The sequence below is a fragment of the Microbacterium lacus genome, from assembly GCF_039531105.1.
GTDB classification, from domain to species: domain Bacteria; phylum Actinomycetota; class Actinomycetes; order Actinomycetales; family Microbacteriaceae; genus Microbacterium; species Microbacterium lacus.
Genome location: NZ_BAAAPK010000001.1, coordinates 1,340,781 through 1,362,163 on the forward strand (window position 1 = coordinate 1,340,781; position 21,383 = coordinate 1,362,163).

The 21,383-nt window shown below is 69.2% G+C and carries 22 protein-coding genes; 18 read left to right on the forward strand and 4 right to left on the reverse strand.

Annotated elements, in window-relative coordinates; all coding sequences use genetic code 11:
- Positions 1–6 precede the first annotated feature (6 nt).
- From ABD197_RS06250 to ABD197_RS06305, 12 genes are all read left to right on the forward strand, one after another.
- A complete protein-coding gene (locus ABD197_RS06250) occupies positions 7–708 on the forward strand; it encodes an L-threonylcarbamoyladenylate synthase (protein ID WP_344052690.1) in 702 nt (233 codons plus the stop codon).
- Positions 705–1,883: an MraY family glycosyltransferase gene (locus tag ABD197_RS06255; RefSeq protein WP_344052692.1), complete on the forward strand. Its 1,179-nt coding sequence runs from the start codon at positions 705–707 to the stop codon at positions 1,881–1,883. The genes ABD197_RS06250 and ABD197_RS06255 overlap by 4 nt, the downstream gene beginning before the upstream one ends.
- A complete protein-coding gene (locus ABD197_RS06260) occupies positions 1,880–2,347 on the forward strand; it encodes a Cg1360 family ATP-synthase-associated protein (protein WP_344052694.1) in 468 nt (155 codons plus the stop codon). The genes ABD197_RS06255 and ABD197_RS06260 overlap by 4 nt, the downstream gene beginning before the upstream one ends.
- Positions 2,348–2,510: 163 nt before the next feature.
- On the forward strand, positions 2,511–3,302 hold the full coding sequence (atpB, locus tag ABD197_RS06265) for a F0F1 ATP synthase subunit A (RefSeq protein ID WP_344052696.1): 792 nt from the start codon (positions 2,511–2,513) through the stop codon (positions 3,300–3,302).
- A gap of 47 nt (positions 3,303–3,349) precedes the next feature.
- Complete coding sequence (gene atpE, locus ABD197_RS06270) at positions 3,350–3,571, forward strand: F0F1 ATP synthase subunit C (RefSeq protein ID WP_175525226.1); 222 nt, start codon at positions 3,350–3,352, stop codon at positions 3,569–3,571.
- A gap of 28 nt (positions 3,572–3,599) precedes the next feature.
- Positions 3,600–4,148 carry a F0F1 ATP synthase subunit B gene (locus ABD197_RS06275; RefSeq protein ID WP_344052698.1) on the forward strand — a complete coding sequence of 183 codons (549 nt, stop codon included), beginning with the start codon at positions 3,600–3,602 and terminating at the stop codon, positions 4,146–4,148.
- Positions 4,148–4,939 carry a F0F1 ATP synthase subunit delta gene (locus tag ABD197_RS06280; protein ID WP_344052700.1) on the forward strand — a complete coding sequence of 264 codons (792 nt, stop codon included), beginning with the start codon at positions 4,148–4,150 and terminating at the stop codon, positions 4,937–4,939. The genes ABD197_RS06275 and ABD197_RS06280 overlap by 1 nt, the downstream gene beginning before the upstream one ends.
- A 63-nt stretch (positions 4,940–5,002) precedes the next feature.
- Positions 5,003–6,643, forward strand: coding sequence for a F0F1 ATP synthase subunit alpha (atpA, locus tag ABD197_RS06285; RefSeq protein WP_344052702.1), 1,641 nt, complete (start codon positions 5,003–5,005; stop codon positions 6,641–6,643).
- Positions 6,644–6,664: 21 nt separating this feature from the next.
- Complete coding sequence (locus tag ABD197_RS06290; protein ID WP_344052704.1) at positions 6,665–7,561, forward strand: F0F1 ATP synthase subunit gamma; 897 nt, start codon at positions 6,665–6,667, stop codon at positions 7,559–7,561.
- A gap of 27 nt (positions 7,562–7,588) precedes the next feature.
- Positions 7,589–9,037, forward strand: a complete 1,449-nt coding sequence (atpD, locus tag ABD197_RS06295) for a F0F1 ATP synthase subunit beta (protein ID WP_344052706.1) — start codon at positions 7,589–7,591, stop codon at positions 9,035–9,037.
- A gap of 2 nt (positions 9,038–9,039) precedes the next feature.
- On the forward strand, positions 9,040–9,300 hold the full coding sequence (locus tag ABD197_RS06300; RefSeq protein ID WP_344052708.1) for a F0F1 ATP synthase subunit epsilon: 261 nt from the start codon (positions 9,040–9,042) through the stop codon (positions 9,298–9,300).
- Between the two features lies 1 nt (position 9,301).
- Positions 9,302–10,051, forward strand: coding sequence for a YaaA family protein (locus tag ABD197_RS06305; protein WP_344052711.1), 750 nt, complete (start codon positions 9,302–9,304; stop codon positions 10,049–10,051).
- 4 nt (positions 10,052–10,055) lie between these two features.
- Here ABD197_RS06305 and ABD197_RS06310 read toward each other — a convergent pair whose 3' ends face one another.
- Positions 10,056–10,553, reverse strand: coding sequence for a DUF4282 domain-containing protein (locus ABD197_RS06310; RefSeq protein WP_344052713.1), 498 nt, complete (start codon positions 10,551–10,553; stop codon positions 10,056–10,058).
- 178 nt (positions 10,554–10,731) lie between these two features.
- On the opposite strand from ABD197_RS06310, the gene ABD197_RS06315 reads away from it, so the two are divergent.
- From ABD197_RS06315 to ABD197_RS06335, 5 genes are all read left to right on the forward strand, one after another.
- Complete coding sequence (locus tag ABD197_RS06315) at positions 10,732–11,451, forward strand: large exoprotein (protein WP_344052716.1); 720 nt, start codon at positions 10,732–10,734, stop codon at positions 11,449–11,451.
- A gap of 92 nt (positions 11,452–11,543) precedes the next feature.
- Positions 11,544–12,542: an aldo/keto reductase gene (locus ABD197_RS06320; protein ID WP_344052718.1), complete on the forward strand. Its 999-nt coding sequence runs from the start codon at positions 11,544–11,546 to the stop codon at positions 12,540–12,542.
- A 97-nt stretch (positions 12,543–12,639) separates the two neighbouring features.
- Positions 12,640–13,464, forward strand: a complete 825-nt coding sequence (locus tag ABD197_RS06325; RefSeq protein WP_344052720.1) for a PP2C family protein-serine/threonine phosphatase — start codon at positions 12,640–12,642, stop codon at positions 13,462–13,464.
- 72 nt (positions 13,465–13,536) lie between these two features.
- A complete protein-coding gene (locus tag ABD197_RS06330; protein ID WP_344052722.1) occupies positions 13,537–16,347 on the forward strand; it encodes an FtsK/SpoIIIE domain-containing protein in 2,811 nt (936 codons plus the stop codon).
- 31 nt (positions 16,348–16,378) lie between these two features.
- Positions 16,379–17,941, forward strand: coding sequence for an APC family permease (locus ABD197_RS06335; protein WP_344052724.1), 1,563 nt, complete (start codon positions 16,379–16,381; stop codon positions 17,939–17,941).
- A gap of 21 nt (positions 17,942–17,962) precedes the next feature.
- Here ABD197_RS06335 and ald read toward each other — a convergent pair whose 3' ends face one another.
- Both ald and ABD197_RS06345 read right to left on the reverse strand, forming a co-directional pair.
- Positions 17,963–19,078 carry an alanine dehydrogenase gene (gene ald / locus ABD197_RS06340; protein WP_344052726.1) on the reverse strand — a complete coding sequence of 372 codons (1,116 nt, stop codon included), beginning with the start codon at positions 19,076–19,078 and terminating at the stop codon, positions 17,963–17,965.
- 35 nt (positions 19,079–19,113) lie between these two features.
- Positions 19,114–20,103, reverse strand: a complete 990-nt coding sequence (locus ABD197_RS06345) for an asparaginase (protein WP_344052729.1) — start codon at positions 20,101–20,103, stop codon at positions 19,114–19,116.
- A 54-nt stretch (positions 20,104–20,157) separates the two neighbouring features.
- Here ABD197_RS06345 and ABD197_RS06350 point away from each other — a divergent pair, with 54 nt between their 5' ends.
- Positions 20,158–20,652, forward strand: a complete 495-nt coding sequence (locus ABD197_RS06350; RefSeq protein WP_344052731.1) for an OsmC family protein — start codon at positions 20,158–20,160, stop codon at positions 20,650–20,652.
- A gap of 4 nt (positions 20,653–20,656) precedes the next feature.
- On the opposite strand, the gene ABD197_RS06355 is transcribed toward ABD197_RS06350, so the two are convergent.
- Positions 20,657–21,373, reverse strand: a complete 717-nt coding sequence (locus tag ABD197_RS06355) for a lysophospholipid acyltransferase family protein (protein WP_344055806.1) — start codon at positions 21,371–21,373, stop codon at positions 20,657–20,659.
- Between the last annotated feature and the right edge of the window lie 10 nt (positions 21,374–21,383).

Here is a 21,383-nt window from a genome sequence, read left to right on the forward strand (position 1 = left end):
CGCGTCATGTCTCCCGTCTTCGACTGCCACGACGAGGCCCAGCTGCTAGCCGGAATGCGCCAGGCGCGTCAGGCCATCGGCCGCGGCGAACTCGTCGTCCTTCCCACCGACACGGTCTACGGCGTCGCCGCCGACGCCTTCAGCGCGCGAGCGGTACAGGGCCTGCTCGAGGCCAAGGGGCGCGGTCGTCAGTCGCCGCCTCCCGTCCTGGTCGCCGGGGTTGCGACCCTGCGGGCCCTGGTCGCGGAGGTCCCCGAGCCTGTCGAGCGACTCGTCGAGGCGTTCTGGCCCGGCGGCCTGACGATCGTGCTGCCCGCGCAGCCGTCGCTGTCCTGGGACCTCGGCGACACCTTCGGCACCGTCGCGGTGCGTATGCCGGCGAACAACCTCGCCTTGGAGCTCTTGGAGGAGACCGGGCCCCTCGCCGTGTCCAGTGCCAATCTGACCGGCCAGGCGGCTGCGATCACGGCGGCGGACGCCCAGCGGATGCTCGGCGACAGCGTCGCGGTCTACCTCGACGGCGGACCGTCGCTCACCGGGATCGCCTCGACGATCGTGGACGCCACGAGTCTGGTGGGCAGCGGGTCCGCGCCGCTGGTCCGGGTCCTCCGCGAGGGCGCGGTGGCGCGCACCGACTTGCGCGGCGTCCTCGGCGACCTGCTCGAGCCGGATCCGACGCCGGGGGACAGCCCCGGCGAGCAATCGTGAAGCAATACCTCTTCACGATCCTCTTCACCGCCGCGATCACGCTTTCGCTCTCGTGGGCGGTCTGGCGATTGAGCCTCAAGTACAAGCTGTACCCCGGCATCCGCGAGCGGGACGTGCACAAGACACCCACCCCGCGCCTGGGCGGTGTCGCGATGTTCCTCGGGGTGGTGGCGGCCTTCGCGGTCTCATCGCAGCATCCGTACTTCGCGATCTTCTGGCAGGACCCCGCCCCGGTCTACGCGATCCTCGGTGCGACACTGCTCATCGTCGTGGTCGGCGTGGCGGATGACCTCTGGGACCTCGACTGGATGATCAAGCTCGGCGCGCAGTTCCTCGCCGCCGGCATCATCGCGTGGTTCGGCCAGCTGCAGATCTTCACGCTGCCGATCGGCGGCATCATCGTCGCCTCCAGCTGGGTGAGCTTCACCCTGACGGTGTTCGCGATCGTCGTCGTCATGAACGCCGTCAATTTCATCGACGGGCTGGACGGTCTCGTCGCGGGAGTCTGCCTCATCGCGAACGGCGTGTTCTTCGCCTACACCTACATCCTCGTGCGCGACACCGGCGCGAGCACGTACTTCAACCTCGCCTCCTTCATCGCCGCCGTGCTCATCGGCGCGTGCATCGGGTTCCTGCCGCTGAACTGGAGCCCCGCGAAGCTGTTCATGGGGGATTCCGGAGCGCTGATGCTCGGGCTGCTGATGGCGACGTCGGCGATCGCGATCACGGGTCAGCTGAATCCGGCGACGCTGGATCCGGAGGGTTTCGGACGCTCGCAGCTGCTCGGCGCGTTCATCCCGATCCTCCTGCCGGTCGTTGTCGTGCTCCTGCCGCTGCTGGATTTCGGTCTCGCCGTCATCCGGCGCATGAGCGCGGGCAAATCGCCGTTCTCTCCCGATCGCAAGCACCTGCATCACCGGATGCTGGACATGGGCCACTCGGATCGCGATGCCGTCCTGATCTTCTATGCATGGACGGCCGTCATCAGCATCGCCGTGCTGCTGATGTACATCGGCACCCGCGAGAACTGGCCGGGTCAGTACGCGCTCGGCGTCCTGTTCGGCCTCGTGGGCGCCGCCGCCTGCCTCACCGTCACCCTGCTGCCCTCGCGGCGGCGCAGACCGCCCGTCGTCGTGCCGCACGGCGACACCCAGACCCTGGAGTCCGCCCGATGAGTTCGCCCCGCAGTTTCACCGTCCTGTCCAGCCTCAAGTGGCCGGCGATCGCGATCGGCATCCTCGCCGTCGGGGGAGCGGTCATCGGATACCTCGTCGCGGGTGTCGAGGGCATGGTCAGCGGCCTCCTCGGCGCCGCGATGTGGCTCGTCTTCCTCGCCCTCACCTCGCTCAGCATCCAGCTCGCGATCAACTCGACGCGCAACGACCCGGGATCCCCCCTGTTCTTCGGCATCGTGCTCGGCTCGTGGGTGCTCAAGCTCGTCCTTTTCGTCGTCCTGGCCATCTGGCTCCGCTCACAGACGTGGCTGGATCCCACGGTGTTCTTCGTCACCGTCATCATCGCCGTCGTCGGCTCCCTCGTCTTCGACGTCATCGCGTTCCAGCGGGCGCGCACGCCGTATGTGGGTGACGTCGAGCTGCCCGCGAGTGCCCCCGAGGACACTGCGCCGGACGCCCGCTGAACCGGCCGCCGCCCGGCGGCCGAGGCCCAGGATGTGTCCTCTGGGCCCTGAGAGTTTTGCTAGGCTGAACTCATAAGCTCCCCCTGATCGCCAACGTCTCGGACGCCCGACGCCGGAGAATCTCCTGATTACCGCAACGCTCCTCCCCGCACTGTCGCTCGTCATGGCCGACGAATCAGATGGTGGCTTCGTCGGCCCCTCGATCGGCGAATTCGTCCCGGAAGGCCTCCTGTTCGTCGGGACGCCGTTCGAGCTCAACCGGGTCATGCTGATCCGCCTGCTCGTGGTCGCCGCCCTCGTGCTGTGGCTCTGGATCGGCACCCGCAACATGAAGCTCGTGCCGACCCGCGGTCAGGCCGCGCTCGAGTACATGCTGGGCTTCGTCCGCAACTCGATCGTCTTCGACACGCTCGGTGAAAAAGAAGGCAAGCGGTTCCTGCCCATCCTGATGACGTTCTTCTTCCTGATCATCGGGATGAACCTCACCGGTATCTTCCCGGGCCTGCAGATCGCCTCGACGGCCGTGATCGGCTTGCCGCTCATCCTCGCGGTCGTCGCGTACGTGATGTTCGTCTACGCCGGTTTCCGTCGTCACGGCTTCGGATACCTGAAGAACGCCCTCATCATCCCGGGTGTCCCGTGGCCGCTGCACATCCTGCTGATCCCGCTCGAGTTCCTCTCGACGTTCATCCTGCGTCCGATCACGCTCGCCCTCCGACTCCTGATGAACATGGTCGCCGGGCACATGCTGCTCGTGCTCTGCTTCACCGCGACGAACTTCTTCTTCTTCACGGTGCTCGCGGGCGGCAACCTCATCGGCCTGCTCGGCATCGGCACGTTCGCGTTCGGCATCGCCTTCACGGTGCTCGAGCTCTTCGTCGCCGTCCTGCAGGCGTACGTCTTCACGATCCTCACCGCCATCTACATCCAGATGTCGCTCGCCGACGGACACTGACCCGTCCCCGGCTGCAAGACCCACCAACCCCTTCGAAAGGAATCCCTGTGAACGTCGTCGGACAGCTCGCACCCCTCGCCTTCGGACTCGCCGCCATCGGCTCCGGTATCGGCGTCGGCATCATCGTCGGCAAGACCATCGAATCGGTCGCACGTCAGCCCGAGCTTCAGGGTCGCCTCAGCGGCCTGATGTTCCTCGGTATCGCACTGACCGAGGCCCTCGCGTTCATCGCGATCGCGGTCGCCTTCATCCCGTTCCCCGCGCCGTAACCACCCGCTGCTGACCGAAGGAGTCCGAATGCTCGTCGCATTCGCCGAAGAAGGCCACGCGGGGGAGATCAATCCGCTTCTCCCCACGCTTCCGGACCTGGTCTGGGGCACGCTGGCGTTCCTCATCATCCTCGCGCTGTTCGTTTGGAAGATCCTTCCGAACCTGAACAAGCTGCTCGACGCGCGCGCCGAGGCGATCGAGGGCAGCATCAACTCCGCCGAGGCCGCTCAGGCCGAGGCTCAGGCCGCACTCGAGAAGTACACCGCCCAGCTCGCCGACGCGCGCGCCGAGGCGGGGGAGATCCGCGAGAAGGCCCGCGCCGACGGTTCGGCCATCGTGGCGGAGATGCGCGAGCAGGCCACGGCCGAGGCGGCGCGCATCACCTCGAACGCGCACGCGCAGATCGAGATGGAACGCCTGGCGGCCCTGGCCTCCCTGCGGTCCGACGTCGGCAGCCTCGCTCTCGACCTGGCCGGCGGCGTCATCGGGGAGACCCTCTCCGAAGATGCGAAGGCACAGGCGGTCGTGGACCGCTTCCTCGCCGAGCTCGAAGCCTCCGAGAAGGCGAGGAGCTAGTGGGAAGCGCAACCACTCAGGCCCTCGCGGCGACGACGTCGGCTCTCAACGCCGCGGCGTCGGTCGACCTCGACACGTCGCGCGAGCTGTTCGCCGCGTCGCGCATCGTGGGCGAGTCGCCGCAGCTGAGCGGTGCGCTCGCGGATCACGCTGCGGCTCCGGCCGCTCGTCAGCGTGTGGTGACCGACGTCTTCGGCGCCGCATTCAGCGCGACGACCGTCGCGCTGCTCAGTGCCGCCGCCGCGCAGCGCTGGTCCAGCGCGCGTCAGCTCGTCGACGGAATCGAAGAGCTCGCGGTCCGTGCGGCCGCGATCGCGTCGCCCGACGTCGACGTGGACGGTGAGCTGTTCCGCACCACGCGACTCATCGCCGACAACCCCGAGGTCGAACTCGCGCTCGGCAGCAAGCTGGGCGACGACTCCGCGAAGGGCGCGCTCGTGGAGACGCTTCTGCGCGGACGCGTGAGCGACGCGACGGTCCTGATCGTCTCCTCGCTCGTGCAGCAGCCGCGCGAGCGGCGCGTGCGCCAGATGCTCACGGAGGCGATGGACCTCGTCGCCGATCAGCGCGACAGCATCGTCGCCACCGTCGTGACCGCGACCGAGCTCCAGCCGGCTCAGGCTGAGCGTCTGAGCGCGGTGCTCACGCAGCGCTACGGCAAGAAGGTCGCTCTCAACCCGATCATCGACCCCACCATCGTCGGCGGACTGCGTGTGCAGATCGCGGACGACGTCATCGACGCGAGCGTCGCAGCGCGGCTCACCGACCTGCGCCAGCGCCTCGCCGGATAACTCGAGATTTCCCGCTCCGGCGGAAGCTTCTGGGGCCGTGGCCCCTCGAAACGAAGGAACACAATGGCAGAACTAACGATCAGCCCCGATGTCATCCGTGACGCGCTGAAGGATTTCGCCGCCGCGTACGAGCCCACCGGCGCCGCGGCGACCGAGGTCGGCACCGTCGTCGATGCGGCCGACGGCATCGCGCACCTCGAGGGCCTGCCCGGTGTCATGGCCAACGAGCTCGTGACCTTCGCCGACGGCACGTCGGGCCTCGCGCTGAACCTGGACGAGCACGAAGTCGGTGTCGTCGTCCTCGGCGAGTTCTCCGGCATCGAGGCCGGACAGGAAGTCCGCCGCACGGGTGAGGTCCTCTCCGTCGCCGTGGGTGACGGCTACCTGGGTCGCGTCGTCGACCCGCTCGGCAACCCGATCGACGGTCTCGGACCGGTCGCGACGGTGGGGCGTCGTGCTCTCGAGCTCCAGGCGCCGGGCGTCATGCAGCGCAAGAGCGTGCACGAGCCCATGCAGACGGGCATCAAGGCGATCGACGCCATGATCCCGGTCGGTCGCGGGCAGCGTCAGCTCATCATCGGCGACCGCCAGACCGGCAAGACCGCGATCGCGATCGACACGATCATCAACCAGAAGAGCAACTGGGAATCCGGCGACGTCGACAAGCAGGTGCGCTGCATCTACGTCGCGATCGGCCAGAAGGGCTCCACGATCGCCTCCGTGAAGGGCGCGCTCGAGGACGCCGGCGCGATGGAGTACACCACGATCGTCGCGGCCCCGGCATCCGACCCGGCCGGCTTCAAGTACCTCGCCCCCTACACGGGATCCGCGATCGGTCAGCACTGGATGTACGAGGGCAAGCACGTCCTCATCATCTTCGACGACCTCACCAAGCAGGCCGAGGCCTACCGTGCCGTTTCGCTGCTGCTGCGCCGCCCGCCGGGCCGCGAGGCGTACCCCGGCGACGTCTTCTACCTGCACTCCCGTCTGCTGGAGCGCTGCGCGAAGCTGTCCGACGAGCTGGGCGCCGGCTCGATGACGGGTCTCCCGATCATCGAGACGAAGGCCAACGACGTCTCCGCGTACATCCCGACGAACGTGATCTCGATCACGGACGGCCAGATCTTCCTGCAGTCCGACCTCTTCAACGCCAACCAGCGTCCCGCGGTCGACGTGGGCATCTCGGTCTCCCGCGTCGGTGGTGACGCTCAGGTGAAGTCGATCAAGAAGGTCTCCGGAACCTTGAAGCTCGAGCTGGCGCAGTACCGCTCGCTCGAGGCGTTCGCGATGTTCGCGTCCGACCTGGATGCGGCATCCCGTCGTCAGCTCGCCCGTGGTGCGCGCCTGACCGAGCTCCTCAAGCAGCCGCAGTACTCGCCGTACCCGGTCGAGGAGCAGGTCGTCTCGATCTGGGCCGGAACCAACGGCAAGCTCGACACGATCGAGGTCGAGGATGTCCTGCGGTTCGAGCGCGATCTGCTCGACCACGTCCGCCGCAACACGACGATCCTGGATCGCCTGCGCGAGACGAACGTCCTGGACGACGACACGGTCACCGAGCTCGGCAACGTGGTGGACGCGTTCGTGAAGGACTTCCGGGCCGGTGAAGGCCGTCACCTCGATGACCCCGGTCACGAAGAGTACGCCGCCGCCGATGCCGAGGACGTCAACCAGGAGCAGATCGTCAAGGGTCGCCGCAAGTAACGCGGCGACGGATACGAGACCATGGGCGCACAACTACGGGTCTACAAGCAGAAGATCAGCACTGCTCAGACGACCAAGAAGATCACCAAGGCGATGGAGCTGATCGCCGCTTCGCGCATCCAGAAGGCGATGGGACGCGTCCGCGCGTCCGCTCCCTTCGCGCGTGCGGTGACCCGTGCCGTGTCGGCGGTGGCGACGCACTCGAACATCGATCACCCGCTGACCTCGTCCCGCGAGGTGTCGCGGTCGGCGGTCGTCATCTTCGCGTCGGACCGCGGTCTCGCCGGAGCGTTCAACTCGCAGATCATGCGAGAGGGGCTGGAGCTGGCGGCGCTGCTGGAGTCGCAGGGCAAGGAAGTCACGTACTACCTCGTCGGGCGCAAGGCCGTCGCGTTCTTCCAGTTCCGTCGCATCGCCAGCGCCGCCGAGTGGACCGGTGACACCGATACCCCCGAGTTCCGCTTCGCGGAGCAGATCTCGGAGACGCTGCTGGAGGCCTTCGCTCGTGGGGGCGACAACGGCGGCGTGGACGAGATCCACCTGGTGTACAACCGCTTCGTCAGCATGATGACCCAGACGCCGGAGACGGTGCGCCTGCTTCCGCTCGAGGTCGTCGAGGCGACCGAAGCGCAGGCCGAGACGCACGCGTTCCCGCTGTACGAGTTCGAGCCCGACGCCGCGACGGTTCTCGACGCCCTCCTGCCGGTCTACATCCAGAGCCGCATCTTCAACGCGCTGCTGCAGTCGTCCGCGGCGAAGCACGCGGCTACGCAGAAGGCGATGAAGTCCGCCAGCGACAACGCCGACAAGCTCATCACCGACTACACCCGCCTGCGCAACAACGCGCGTCAGGCCGAGATCACCCAGCAGATCGCCGAGATCGTCGGCGGCGCCGACGCCCTGTCCTCGACGAACTAGAAACCACCTGCGAAAGAGAAGAAGACAATGACCCTCACCGCTACCGCCGAAGAGACCTCGGTCGTCGGGCGCGTCGCGCGCGTCACCGGTCCGGTCGTCGACATCGAGTTCCCGCACGACTCGCTCCCCGAGATCTACAACGCGCTCAAGACGACCATCACGATCGGGGACGAGTCCACCGAGATCACCCTCGAGGTCGCGCAGCACCTCGGTGACGACCTCGTGCGCGCGATCGCCCTCAAGCCGACCGACGGCGTCGTCCGCGGCCAGGAGGTGCGCGACACCGGCGGCCCCATCACGGTCCCCGTCGGCGACGTCACCAAGGGCAAGGTCTTCAACGTGACCGGCGAGGTCCTCAACGCCGCTCCCGGCGAGACCGTCGAGGTCACCGAGCGCTGGGGCATCCACCGTCAGGCGCCGAGCTTCGATCAGCTCGAGTCCAAGACGCAGATGTTCGAGACCGGAATCAAGGTCATCGACCTCCTCACGCCGTACGTGCTCGGCGGGAAGATCGGCCTGTTCGGCGGTGCCGGCGTCGGCAAGACCGTCCTCATCCAGGAGATGATCCAGCGTGTTGCGCAGGATCACGGTGGTGTCTCCGTGTTCGCCGGTGTCGGCGAGCGCACTCGTGAGGGCAACGACCTCATCCACGAGATGGAGGAGGCGGGCGTCTTCGACAAGACCGCGCTCGTGTTCGGCCAGATGGACGAGCCGCCGGGGACGCGTCTTCGCGTGGCACTGTCGGCTCTGACGATGGCGGAGTACTTCCGCGACGTGCAGAAGCAGGACGTGCTGCTGTTCATCGACAACATCTTCCGCTTCACGCAGGCCGGCTCCGAGGTCTCCACGCTGCTGGGCCGCATGCCCTCCGCGGTGGGATACCAGCCGAACCTCGCCGACGAGATGGGTGTGCTCCAGGAGCGCATCACCTCGACCCGCGGTCACTCGATCACCTCGCTGCAGGCGATCTACGTCCCCGCCGACGACTACACCGACCCGGCTCCGGCCACGACGTTCGCCCACCTGGACGCGACGACCGAGCTCAGCCGCGAGATCGCCTCGAAGGGTCTGTACCCCGCCGTCGACCCGCTGACCTCGACGAGCCGCATCCTGGACCCCCGCTACATCGGCGCCGACCACTACCGGGTGGCCACTGCCGTGAAGCAGATCCTCCAGAAGAACAAGGAACTGCAGGAGATCATCGCGATCCTCGGTGTCGATGAGCTCTCCGAAGAGGACAAGGTCGTCGTGTCGCGCGCACGCCGCATCCAGCAGTTCCTGTCGCAGAACACCTACATGGCGAAGAAGTTCACCGGCGTCGAGGGATCCACGGTCCCGATCGCCGAGACGATCGAGTCGTTCGACGCGATCGTGAAGGGCGACTTCGACCACGTGGCGGAGCAGGCCTTCTTCAACGTCGGCGGCATCTCCGACGTCGAGGCGAACTGGGCACGCATCCAGAAGGAGAACGGCTGATCATGGCGCTCACGGTGAACCTCGTCGCGGCCGACCACGAGGTCTGGTCGGGCGAGGCGAGCCTCGTCGTCGCGAAGACCACGATCGGCGAGATCGGCATCATGACCGGTCACGAGCCCGTTCTCGGTGTGCTCGCGGCCGGCGAGGTGCGTATCACGCTCGAGGACGGCAGCAAGATCATCGCGAACGCGCAGGACGGCTTCCTGTCTGTCGAGGGTGACATCGTCACCATCGTCGCGGGCAACGCCGCACTCATCAGCTGACTTGCTGATCCTGCTGCCCCCCTCCGAGACCAAGCGGTCCGGAGGGGGTCGCTCGTCTCTGGACCTCGACGCGCTCGCCCTTCCTTCCTTGCGTCTGCAGCGTGAGCGGATCCTGGATGCCCTCGCCGGGCTCTCGGAGAACCCTTCGACCGCTGCGCGTGTGCTGGGTCTCAGCCCGCGCCAGCTCGGCGAGATCGAGGTCAACGCTCGCGTGCGCTCCGCCGGGACGATGGCTGCGATCGACCGGTACACGGGTGTCCTCTACGACGCCGTGGATGCTGCATCCCTCGCCCCGGCGGAGCGACGCTGGCTCGGCGCACACGTGCTCATCCACACCGCCCCGCTGGGTCCGGTGGGCGCGCTCGATCGCATCCCCGCCTACCGGATGGGGGCGAGCGTGTCGCTGCCGGGTGCTCCGACGCTCAGGCGCGTGTGGGCGGACGCGGTCACGGAGGCTCTCGCGCACGCTGCGCCGCGCTTCGTGCTGGACCTGCGCTCCGAGGCGTACGTCGCACTCGGCCCCGTCCCCGCCGGGTGCGCCTCCGTGTACGTGCGGGTCGTCAGTGATGCCGGCGGGGGAGCGGTGCGGGCGCTGAACCACTTCAACAAGCACGCGAAGGGTGCTCTCGTGCGCGCCCTCGGCGAAGATCGGCCCCGTCTGTCGACCGGTCGCGGGCTGGCACAGTGGGCCGCCGGGCGCGGCCTGCGCATGAGCGAAGGCGCGCCCGGCGAGATGCTGCTTTTCGCGTAGCCGCTCAGCGCCCGCGCGTGTTCTCCGCGGTGCGCTCGGTGTTCTCCGCGATCGCGATCAGCGCGACGACGGCCTCGATCAGGAACCTCAGGATCACGATCGACAGGAACGCCGCGATCGGCACGATGATCAGCGTCGCGATGATGAGCGAGATGCCCGCACCGACGTTGAAGAACAGTGCGTTCACGCCGCTGACCAGTCCCGAGACGAAGTACACGATGAACCCGATCGCGATCGCGATAAGACCCACGAGGTAGAAGACGCTCGCCAGGCGACGGGTGATGAAGGTCCGGAACGACAAGTCGAAGAGCGCGCGGAGGAAGCCGCGGCCCACGTCGTCGATCTCACCGTGCAGGGACGTCGGAACGCCCGTGTCATCCGGATCGCGGGCAGGATCGTAAGCGGGTGCGGATGCCGGGGCACCGGCGTCCGCCGCGCGGGCGGCTTCGTCCGCGGGCTGCGACGGCAGCGGCGGCACGGCGCCGGGGGTGTTCTGGCTCATGGAGTCCTTCTGTCGTTCGGACGTGTGTCCCGCAAGAGTAGCGACGGGCGACACGTGTTGCGAGTATCGCGGAATCACCTGTCCGCGGGCACGCGCCGTCGCTAGCATGTGAGACGCACGGCGAGGCGCCGTGCCGACGTGAGCCTGCGTCGTGGTTCACACACCAGGGGGAACACCCATGAACGACTATTCGGACGGGGCAGGTCTCGCGGTTCTCGCGGGTGTCTACCTGCTCTTCTTCATCTTCGCGATCGCGTTCTACATCGTCGGCTCGATCTTCCTCATGAAGATCTTCGAGAAGGCCGGCGTCCAGGGCAAGTGGCGCGCGTGGGTGCCGATCTACAACTACATGGTCTTCAGCAAGCTGGGGGATCTGAGCCCCTGGCTGATCCTGATCGCGATCGGCGCGAGCATCGTCCTCGGCTGGATTCCGGTCATCGGCCAGATCATCGGCGTCGCGGCCTTCGTCGTGACGCTGCTCGCCGCCTGGCGGGTCGGGCTCAAGCTCCAGAAGGAGCCGGTCTGGCTGATCCTCTACTTCTTCCTCCAGCTCGTCTGGCTCGGCATCCTCGCGTTCGACAAGTCGCGCTGGAACACCGCGATCCCCGCCGCACCTTGGGCGGGCAACGGCTTCCTCTCCGACCGCACGTCGTGGGCGGGGATCCCCGATCAGACGCCCGCGGGCGGATACCCGACCAACCCGGTGACCCAGCCCGGCGCCTACCCGCCGCCGGCGGGCTACCAGCCCCCGCCGCCGCCCGCCGGCTACGCGCCGCCGCCGGCCGCCACGCCGCCGGCTGCCACGCAGCCTCCCGTGACGCCGCCGTCCGCCACGCCGCCGGGAGCTCCCGAGCCGCCGACGACGCCGCCCGCGCCGCCGACGACGCCCGCTTCGTAATCGTTCCGCACTCGAGCCCTCACCCGTCCGGGTGGGGGCTCGAGTGCGTCCGGCATGGGCGGAGCACCGGACGCTCGGGTTAGCGTGGATGCGTGAACACCACCGATACCGCCGTCCCCGTCCGCCGCGTCGGAAGCTCCGGCCTTCTCGTGTCGGCGACCGGGCTCGGCTGCAACAACTTCGGCCGGCCGGGGACGCGCACCGCGACGCTCGACGGGACGATCGAGGTGCTGGATGCCGCGATCGAGGCGGGTGTCACGTTCCTGGACACCGCCGACATGTACGGCGGCGAGCCGGGTCTCAGCGAGACGCTCATGGGCGAGGCACTGCAGGGACGCCGCGACCAGGTCGTCCTGGCCACCAAGTTCGGTCACCCCGGCCGCGACATGGGATACCGGATCTCCGCGGCGAAAGGCTCACGGTCCTATGTGCGCGTCGCGGTGGAGGAGTCGCTGCGACGTCTGCGCACCGACTGGATCGATCTGTATCAGCTGCACGTCCCCGACCCGCAGACGCCGATCACCGAAACCCTGTCGGTTCTGGAGGATCTGGTCCGCGAGGGCAAGATCCGGTACTTCGGTCACTCGAACCTCTCCGGATGGCAGATCGCGGATGCCGATCACCGCGCGACGGATCGCGGCAGTCGCTTCGTCTCGGCGCAGAACCACTACAGCCCGCTCGCACGGGCGGCCGAGCGTGATGTGCTGCCGGCGGCGCGGCACTTCGGGCTGGGGTTCTTTCCGTTCTTCCCGCTGCACAACGGGCTGCTCACCGGCAAGTTCACGCGCGACGGCGGACCGGAGGGCAGTCGCATCATGATGCAGCGTCGTCATGTGTGGCAGGACGCCCCCTGGGACGCGCTCGAGCAGTACCAGCGGTTCTGCGACGAGCGCGGCATCTCGATGCTGCAGGCGACGTTCGGTTGGCTGCTCGCGCAGCCGGCGCTTTCGAGCGTCATCGCCGGTGCGACGAGCCCTGAGCAGGTGCGCGCCAACGCCGAGGCCGCCGCGGCGTGGACGCCGTCCGACGCCGACCTGGCGGTCATCGACGGACTCTTCCCGCTCGTGGAGGACCCCGCCGCGCGCGTGTGACCGGGGCCGCCGTCGGCAATGTCAGTAGGATATGAAGACGTCGACAGGACCGCTCGGGTTCCGTCGCCGCTGATGTCGGCTAACGGGAGGACGGGGCGTGCCCGAGGAATCCACCCACTCCCATTCCGTGCCGACGCCGGACGGGACGATCGAGCTCACCTGGGCGGGTGTGACGCACACCGGGCGCCGACGCGAGATCAACCAGGACGCCCTGCTCGCCAGCTATCCGCTGTTCATCGTCGCCGACGGCATGGGCGGGCACATCGGCGGGGAGATCGCCAGCGCCAGCACGGTCGATCGGCTCGGTGGTGTCGTCGCGGACGGTCCGGTGAACCCGAAGACGATCGAGAAGGCGCTCACGCGCGCGGTGCGCGACATCGCCTCGCACCCGGAGACGACCGACGACGGCACGGGGACGACCCTGACCGGCGTCTACCTCGACCTGAGTGACGGCCCTCCGCAGTGGGTGACGCTCAACATCGGCGACTCGCGGGTCTACCTCGTCCGCGAGGGGGACATCGAGCAGATCACGACGGATCACTCCGTCGTCCAGGAGCTGATCGCCGCGGGACGACTGAGCCCGGAAGAGGCGGAGAACCACCCCTACGGCAACGTGATCACGCGCGCCGTCGGTCCCAGCGAGAGTGTCGCACCCGACTACGTGCGGCTGGACGTGGTGGACGGCGACCGCTTCGTCATCTGCTCGGACGGGCTCACGAAAGAGCTCACCGATTACGGGATCCAGCACTTCCTGAGGGAGAACGACGATCCTGCCGCCGCTGTCGAGGCGATGCTGGATGCCGCGCTCGAGAACGGGGGGCGTGACAACATCACGATCATCGTGCTCGATGTCACGGTGCGCGTGACGGCGGACGATCCGGAGAACGCTCCCGCGACGATCGCCGACTCCTCCCCAGCCTGAGCGCCGTCGCACTTCTTCCCCGATCCCTCCCGAGCCGTCCTGCAGAGCGGCAACACGTGATGTGCTCGGGACGTGAGCGCGTCCTTCTCCCCGCCGCAGGCTCTGCGGGTCCGCACCGTTGCACCGCCACCGGAGCCGCTCGAGTTGCCCCCGCCGTGGACCGAGCCCGCTCGGCCGCCTGTCCCTCTCCTCGCCTCGGTCGTCCCGGTGGTCGGTGCGGTTGCGCTGTGGGCTGTGACCGGCTCGATCCTCGCTCTCTGGCTGGCAGCGCTCGGGCCCCTCATCGCGGGCGCGAGCATGCTCGACGGAGCGCGCAGCAGCCGACGTGAGAAGCGCCGCGCGGAGCGCGCGGCGAGCATCGCGCGCGCCCAGGTCGGTCACGACATCGACGAGCGTCACGCCGACGAGCGCGAACGACTCCGCGCTCGGCATCCGGATCTCGCAGGGTTCGCCGACCGGCCGGCCGAGGTCTGGCGGGTCGTACCCGGTCGCGCCGAGGCCCTGGTGCTCGGGAGAGGCGAGCGTCCGAGCGCGCTTCGGGTCACGGGGGGCGGTGACGATCCCGCGAGCGCCGACCTGCGGCGACGCGCGAGTCTGCTGGCGTCGGCTCCGGTCGCGGTACCCCTTCCGTCGACTCTCGCTGTCGTCGGCCCGCCTGTGCTCGCCCGCGCGGTCGTCCGCGCCGTCGTGCTCCAGCTCGCCCTGATCAGTCCACCGGGAGCCCTCCGCGTCGTCGGCCCCCTCCGCGGCGAGAATGCGTGGGCCGAGGTGCTTCCGCACCGACGCACGACCGCGGGCCTCGGGCTCGCTCTCGCGGCGCCGGGGGAGGCGATTGCACACGACGCCGACGTCATGATCATCCGGACCCGAACCGAGGATCCGCCGCCCGTCGCGGATGTCGTGCTCACGGTGCGCACGCCGGACGATGCCGTACTGGACGTCGGCGGCGAGGTCGTGCCGGTCGCCGTGGAGGCGATCGGCGAAGCGCAGGCGCGACGGCTGGCGACCTGGCTCGTGCGCCGGGCCGGAGACGAGGGGCGCGAGGAGGGCCGGGTCGCGGTCATCGCCCTCGCCGGTCTTCTGCTCGATGCCCCGCCGTCCGTGCCGGGGCGCCTGTGCGCTCCGGTGGGACTCGAAGCGGACGAGCCCTGCGTGATCGACCTCGTGGACGACGGGCCGCACGCGATCGTGGCGGGGGTGACCGGTTCGGGAAAGTCGGAGTTGCTCATCACCTGGGTGCTGGCGCTGAGCGCGCGCCACCCGCCCGGCGAGGTGAGCTTCCTCTTGGCGGACTTCAAGGGCGGAACCGCGTTCGATGCTCTCGCGGGAGTCCCGCACGTGACCGGCGTCATCACGGACCTCGACGGGACAGGGGCGCGTCGCGCGATCGAGAGCCTTCGTGCGGAGGTGCGGTGGCGCGAGGCGGAGCTCGCGCGGGTCGGCGCGCGCGACATCCGCGACCCCCGGGTCCGGATTCCCCGCCTCGTGATCGTCGTGGACGAGTTCGCGGCGCTGCTGGGCGAGCACCCCGAACTGCATGCGGTCTTCACCGACGTCGCCGCGCGCGGCCGCGCGCTCGGGATGCACCTCATCCTGGGCACGCAGCGACCGTCGGGGGTGATCAGGGAGAGCCTGCTCGCCAACTGCCCGCTCCGGATCAGTCTGAGGGTGACCGATCCTGCTGACAGCAGGGCTGTCATCGGCACCGAGCGGGCGGCGCTGCTGCCCGGCGATCCGGGCTCGCGCGGCATCGCACTCGTGCGGACGGCAGCCGACCCCTCGGCGCGGCGTGTGCGCGTCGCGCTGTCCGCGCCGGCGGACGCCGCCGCGATCGCCGAGTCCGCTGCGGCGGAGCCGCCGCCGAGACGCCCCTGGCTGCCGGAGCTTCCGGTGTCCGTGCTGCTGTCCGAACTGCCCGGGCCCCCAGGAGGCCCGGCCGAACCGGGTTTCCTGCCGTTCGGGCTGGCCGACGAACCGGAGCGGCAGAGCCAGTGCACGGTGGGGCTCGCCGCATCGGAACGTGGCTTGCTGGTCGTCGGCGCGGGCGGAACGGGGAAGTCCACCGTGCTGCGCTCGCTCCTGGCCGGCTCGACGGATGTCGTCCGCGTGGCCGGGTCGGGAGAGCAGGTCTGGGATGCCGTCGCGGCCGCGTCCCGCGCGACGCCCGGGACCCTCGTGGTGATCGACGACCTCGACACCCTGACCGGAGACCTGCCTGCCGAGTACGGCCGAGAGCTCCTGGAGCGGATCGAGCGACTGACCCGCCGGGCGGGGGAGAGCGGCATCCGTGTCGTGGCCGCCGCGCAGCGGCTCGTCGGCGGGGCCGCGCGCATCGCCGAACTCCTCCCGCGTCGACTCGTGCTGGGGACCTCTTCGCGCTCGGAGCACATCGCCGCCGGAGGCGACCCGGCCGTGTACGCGCCCGCGCTGCCCCCGGGGCGCGGCTGGCTCGACGGTCGTGCCGTGCAGGTCGCCGTCGTCCCGGACGCCCCTGTGCCGGTCGCGCCGGAGTCGGCTCCGTGGATCCCCGAGGGTCCGCTGACCGGGATGATCCGTCGCGGTTCCGTCCTGCGCCCGCCGGACGCCTGGGTGGGAGCCGGCGTGTGCATCGTTGCCCTCGAGGAATTCGTCCGGGGCGAGTGGGCTCGCTCCGGCCGCGTCGTCGTGACGGGAGACCCCGACGACTGGCAGCGTCAGTGGCGCTGGCTGCACACGTTCCGCGCCGACCACGACCTCGTGGTGGACGCCGGCTGCGCCGCCGACTACCGGCTGCTCACCGGCGACCGGGATCTCCCGCCGTACTGCGAACCCCGAGCCCACCGGGCCTGGCTGATGCGCGCGGGGGGACCGGCGCAGCGCGTCGTGTTGCCCGCACCGGGTTGACCGCCCTGACGCCACCCCCTACGGTCACTGTGTGACCACAACACCGATCTCCCTCGACCGACCCGAAGGCAAGGGACTCGCCGCCGGCACACTCGGACTCTGGGGATCCACGGTCATCGGGCTCGCCTCGACTGCCCCGGTGTATTCGCTCGTCGCGACGCTCGGCTTCGTCGTGCTCGCCGTCGGCGCCCAGGCCCCGGTGATCTTCATCCTCGCCTTCGTGCCCATGCTGTTCATCGCCTTCGCCTACCGGGAACTCAACAACGAGATCCCGGACTGCGGCACGACTTTCACCTGGGGCACGAAGGCGTTCGGCCCCTGGGTCGGCTGGCTCGGCGGGTGGGGTGTCGCGGTGGCGGGGATGGTCGTGCTGGCCAATCTCGCCCAGATCGCCGGCATCTACTTCTGGGCTCTCGTGGACGGGATCATCCAGAACCCGTCGGACGCCCTGCTGGCCGACAACGTTCCGCTGGTCACTGTGACCGGCGTGGTCTTCATCGCCGCGATGACGTGGATCAGCTGGCGAGGAGTCGAGATCGGCGAGCGCGTCCAGAACATCCTGCTCGGCATCCAGTACCTCGCACTGGCGATCTTCGTCGTCGCGGCGCTCTGGCACTTCTTCGCCGGGACGGCGCCGGACCCCACCCCGTTCGATTGGGCGTGGTTCAACCCGTTCGCGCTCGGGGACTGGAGCAGCTTCATCGAGGCGATCCTGCTCGCCCTGTTCATCTACTGGGGATGGGACACCTGCCTGGCGCTGAACGAGGAGACGAAGGATCCCAAGCGCATCCCCGGACGCGCAGCCCTTCTCACCACGGTGTTCCTGCTGATCACCTACGTCGGCGTCACGGTCGCCGCGATGATGTACGCGGGTCTCGGGGACACCGGGACGGGCCTGGGCAACGAGGCGAACGCGGATGACTTCTTCCTCGCGATCAAGGACGGACTGCTGGGTCCGGTCGGCTGGATCCTGGTGGTGGCCGTCATGATCTCCGCGATTTCGTCCACGCAGACCACGATCCTCCCGACGGCGCGCGGCACTCTCGCGATGGCGGCGTACAAGGCGCTGCCCAAGCGGTTCGCCACGGTCCACCCGCGCTACAAGACGCCGTCCTTCTCGACGCTCGTCATGGGCGTGGTGGCATCGGTGTACTACATCGGCATGACGCTGATCAGCGACAACATCCTCCAGGACTCGATTCTCTCGCTCGGGCTCGCGATCGCCTTCTACTACGCCGTGACGGGCTACGCGTGCGTCTGGTACTTCCGGCGGGACCTCTTCTCGTCGGCGCGCGACTTCTTCTACAAGGGCCTCTTCCCGCTGCTGGGCGCGCTCATGCTCACGTACGCGTTCGTCCAGTCCGCGATCGACATGTACGACGTCGACTACGGCTACACCGTGCTGTTCGGCATCGGCGGCACGTTCGTCCTGGGCATCGGATCCCTCGCGTTCGGGGTCGTCCTGATGCTCATCTGGTTCGCGTTCCCGCGGTCCAAGGCGTTCTTCCGCGGGCAGAGCCTCAATCGCGAAACGCCCGTTCTCGTTCCCGACGACCCCGCTGCCTACATCCGCTCGGTCGACGGCGGCGTCTGACCGCCGCCGTCGACCGGCGTCTCAGCGGAGGGCGTCGGCGAGCGGGACCGGCGCGATCCCGTGCGCGTTCGCGACACCCGGATTCACGACTGCTCCGCCGTGGGTGTTCAGACCGCCTGCGAGCGCCGCGTCGGCCCGCAGCGCGTCCCGCCAGCCGTGCCGTGCGATCTGGCGGATGTACGGCATCGTGGCGTTCGTGAGGGCGGACGTGGAGGTGTTCGGCACGGCGCCGGGCATGTTCGCCACGCAGTAGAACACGCTGCCGTGCACCGGGAACGTCGGATCGGCGTGCGTGGTGGGGTGCGTGTCCTCGAAGCAGCCGCCTTGATCGACCGCGATGTCCACGAGCACGGAACCGGGGCGCATCCGGGAGACCATCTCGTTCGTGACGAGCTTGGGTGCCTTCGCCCCCGGGATGAGAACGGAGCCGATCACGAGATCGGAATCGACCACCGCACGGTCGAGATCCAGGGGGTTGGAGGCCGCGGTCTTCACGCGCCCCTGGAAGTGGTCGTCGAGGTAGCGCAGGCGCTGGACGTTCGTGTCGAAGATCGTCACGTCGGCCCCGAGTCCGACGGCGATCACCGCGGCGTTCGCACCCGCCACGCCGCCGCCGATCACGGTCACGCGGGCCGGTCGCGTGCCCGGCACACCCGACATGAGCAGCCCGAGACCGCCCGCGGAACGCATGAGGGTCGACGCGCCGACCGTCGGTGCCAGACGCCCCGCGACTTCGCTCATCGGTGCCAGCAGGGGCAGACCGCCGCCGGCGAGTTGCACGGTCTCGTACGCGATCGCGGTCACTGCGTCTGCGACCAGCCGGTCGGTCAGCGGTCGGTCGGCGGCGAGGTGGAGGTAGGTGAACAGCACGAGGTCGTCGCGGAAGAAGCCGTACTCGCTCTGGATCGGCTCCTTCACTTTCAGGAGAAGCTCGGCGCGGGCCCACACCTCCGCGGCCTCGTCGAGCATCGTCGCTCCGGCGGCCTCGTATTCGGCATCCGGCATGGACGAGCCCGCGCCCGCGCCGCGCTGCACGAACACCTCATGACCCGCCTGCGCGAGGTCGTGGACGCCCGCGGGCGTGAGAGCCACACGGTACTCGTTGTTCTTGACTTCGGTGGGGACGGAGATCCTCATCGTCGAGATCCTTTCCGCTCCGGGTCGGAGCGCCTCTAGAAAGCGGGGCGGATGGCCCCGACAACCTGGTCGCCGCCCGAGACGGACAGCGCGAGTTCTGCGGTGGCGGCGGCGACGTCCGCGGCGGCCAGGGCGCCTTGCTGCTCGAGGAGTCGCAGCGCCACCACCGTGGCCGCCCGCCCGCTCCCGTCCAGCATCTTCAGTGCCACGGTCGTGCCGTCCGGGGCCACCATCACCATGACGCCTTCGGCGCCGCCCTTCGCGAACACGCCGAGGCGTTCGATCACGACCGTGTCCGCGCGCCCCGGGCCGTCGATCGTCCATGGGTTCTCCCGGACGGCGCGAACGAGCATCCCCGCGCTGCGGTGCAGCGCGAAGGGGGAGCGCTCCGAGGACGTTCCGACCCGATGGATCGCCTTGACGAGCCCGCCGAGGCTCATCGCATAGACCGGAGCGCCGCATCCGTCGATCGCGGTCGCCGCGAAGCGCTCGCCCACGAGACGCTCGGCCACATCGCGGATGTGGACCTGAAGCGGGTGCTCGGGGGAGAGATAGCTCTCGGTCGGCCACCCGTTCACGGTGCACGTGAGGAGCATCGCGGCGTGCTTGCCCGAGCAGTTCATGCGGATGCGCGACGGTGCGCCACCTGCGCGTACGACCTCATCCCGCGTGCTCTGGTCGCCGGGCCATGCCGGCGGGCAGCGCAGCGCGTCCTCGGAGAGGCCTGCCGCGTCCAGCACGTCGCGCACGACCGAGACATGCCGGTCCGTGCCGGAGTGGCTCGCCGTCGCCATGCCGAGTCGCTCGCCGTCGAGCGGCGCACCCGCGGTCAGGCACGCCAGTGCCTGCAGCGGCTTCAGGCTCGAACGGGGGAGGATCGGCGCGGAGGTGTCGCCCAGCACCCGCACCGGAGTACCGGCGGGATCCACCACGATCGCGGCGCCCGCGTGCCGGGATTCGACGAAGCCGCTGCGTTCGACGACGGCGAGTTCGACGGCATCGGCGACGGCGAAGGTCTGCGGCACCCCGCCAGCCTACCGCCCGCACCCCGCCGATCCCGGGCGTGTCAGACTGGGACGATGTTCGGCGAGCACCGGTACGCCCTGCGCACCATCTGGACCGGGAACCGCGGTGCGGGCACCCGCGGCTACCGCGATTACGATCGCAGCGTCAAGATCGAAGTCGAGGGGAAGCCCGACCTGCTGGCCTCGTCCGACAAGCCGTTCCGCGGTGACCCGGCGCGCTGGAATCCCGAGGATCTCCTGCTCGCCGCGCTCAGCGAATGCCACCTCCTGTCCTATCTGCACGCGTGCGTGCAAGCCGGGGTCGTGGTGGTGGCCTACCGCGACGAGGCGACCGGAGTGATGGTCGAGGACGGCAGGGGCGGCGGGGCTTTCCGCGAGGTCGAGCTGCGGCCGCACGTCGTCGTCGCGGACGCCGCGATGGTGGATGCCGCGACCGCCGCGCACGCGCAGGCGAACGAGTGGTGCTTCATCGCGAACTCCGTGAACTTCCCGGTGCGCCACGTCCCGACGATCGAGGTGTCCGCCTCGGCGAGCGTCGTATCGGAGTGACCGCTCAGCGACGCTCGTGCGGCAGGACCTGGCGGATGCGCTCGATCGGATTCTGAGCCGGTGCCTCGTTGTAGGCGCCCGCGAGCTCCTGGCCCGAGAGGGCGTGGATCGCCGCCATGATGTCATCCGTCGCGAGGCGACGCGCCCGGCCGGAATCCGCGCCGCCGTGGTGGGAGAGATCGAGAGGTTCGCCGAACTTGACCGTGACGCGTTCGCGCAGCGACGGGAGGCGTGCCCCGACCGGCATGACCTTGTCCGTGCCGATCAGCCCCACGGGGACGACGGGGGCACCGGTCTGCAGCGCGAGGAACGCCACGCCGGTCCGGCCCTTGTACAGCCGGCCGTCGAGGGAGCGCGTGCCCTCCGGATAGAGCGCGACCGCGTTGCCGGCGTCGAGGAGCCGGCGCTGCTGATCCAGCGCGTCCAGGGCGGCCTGTCCGGCTCCGCGTTGGACGGGCACGGCTCCAATCGCGGTGAAGAACTCCTTGGACAGCCAGCCGGAGAATCCGGGGCCGTCGAAATAGCTCGACTTCGCGAGGAAGTGCACCGGGCGCGGCGCGGCGACCGGGATCGCGATCGAGTCGATGAACGAGAGGTGATTGCTCGCGAAGATGACGGGTCCGGAGCGCGGCACGTTCTCCCGACCCTCCACGCGCGGACGGTAGACCATGCGGGCCAGCGGAGCGATGACGAAGCGGCCGAGACCGTACGTCGCCCCCATCTGTCGGGGG